Origin of the sequence: Mesorhizobium sp. M7A.T.Ca.US.000.02.2.1, assembly GCF_003996995.1 — a bacterium.
Classification (GTDB): domain Bacteria; phylum Pseudomonadota; class Alphaproteobacteria; order Rhizobiales; family Rhizobiaceae; genus Mesorhizobium.
This window is the reverse complement of record NZ_RZTT01000896.1, coordinates 1-523: the sequence shown is the minus strand read 5'-3', so window position 1 is coordinate 523 and position 523 is coordinate 1. Positions and strand designations below refer to the sequence as shown.

The following is a 523-nucleotide window of genomic DNA, read 5'->3' as shown; positions in this document are numbered from 1 at the left end:
CCGCCATGCCGATGGCCTGGATCTCGATCCGCGCCCCCGGGCCATTGCAGCGCCTGCTGGAGGGCTGCAACTACATCGTCGGCTCGTTGCCGGGGGTTGTCATTGCGCTGGCGCTGGTCACCATCACGGTGCGCATTGCGCTGCCGCTCTACCAGACCCTGTTCACCATCCTGGTGGCCTATGCGCTGATGTTCCTGCCACGCGCGCTGGTCAGCCTGCGGGCGTCGATCGCGCAGGCACCGGTCGAGCTCGAACGCGCCGCTTCCAGCCTCGGCCGCCCGCCGCTGCAGGCGCTGTGGTCGACGACGATCCGCCTGTCGGCGCCGGGTGCCGCGGCCGGCATGGCGCTGGTGGCGCTCGGCATCATGAACGAACTGACTGCCACCCAGATGCTGGCGCCGAACGGCACCCGCACGCTGGCGATGGCGTTCTGGTCCTACAGCGGCGAGATTGATTATGCCTCCGCGGCACCTTACGCCTTCATCATGGTGGCGATGTCGCTGCCCTTGACCTGGCTGCTCTA

Annotated in this window: 1 protein-coding gene; it reads left to right on the top strand. The window is 68.1% G+C overall.

Features of this window, described 5'->3' with window-relative positions; translation table 11 throughout:
* On the top strand, window positions 1-523 hold a 523-nt coding region (locus EOD15_RS35335), incomplete at both ends, for an ABC transporter permease subunit (RefSeq protein ID WP_148129857.1).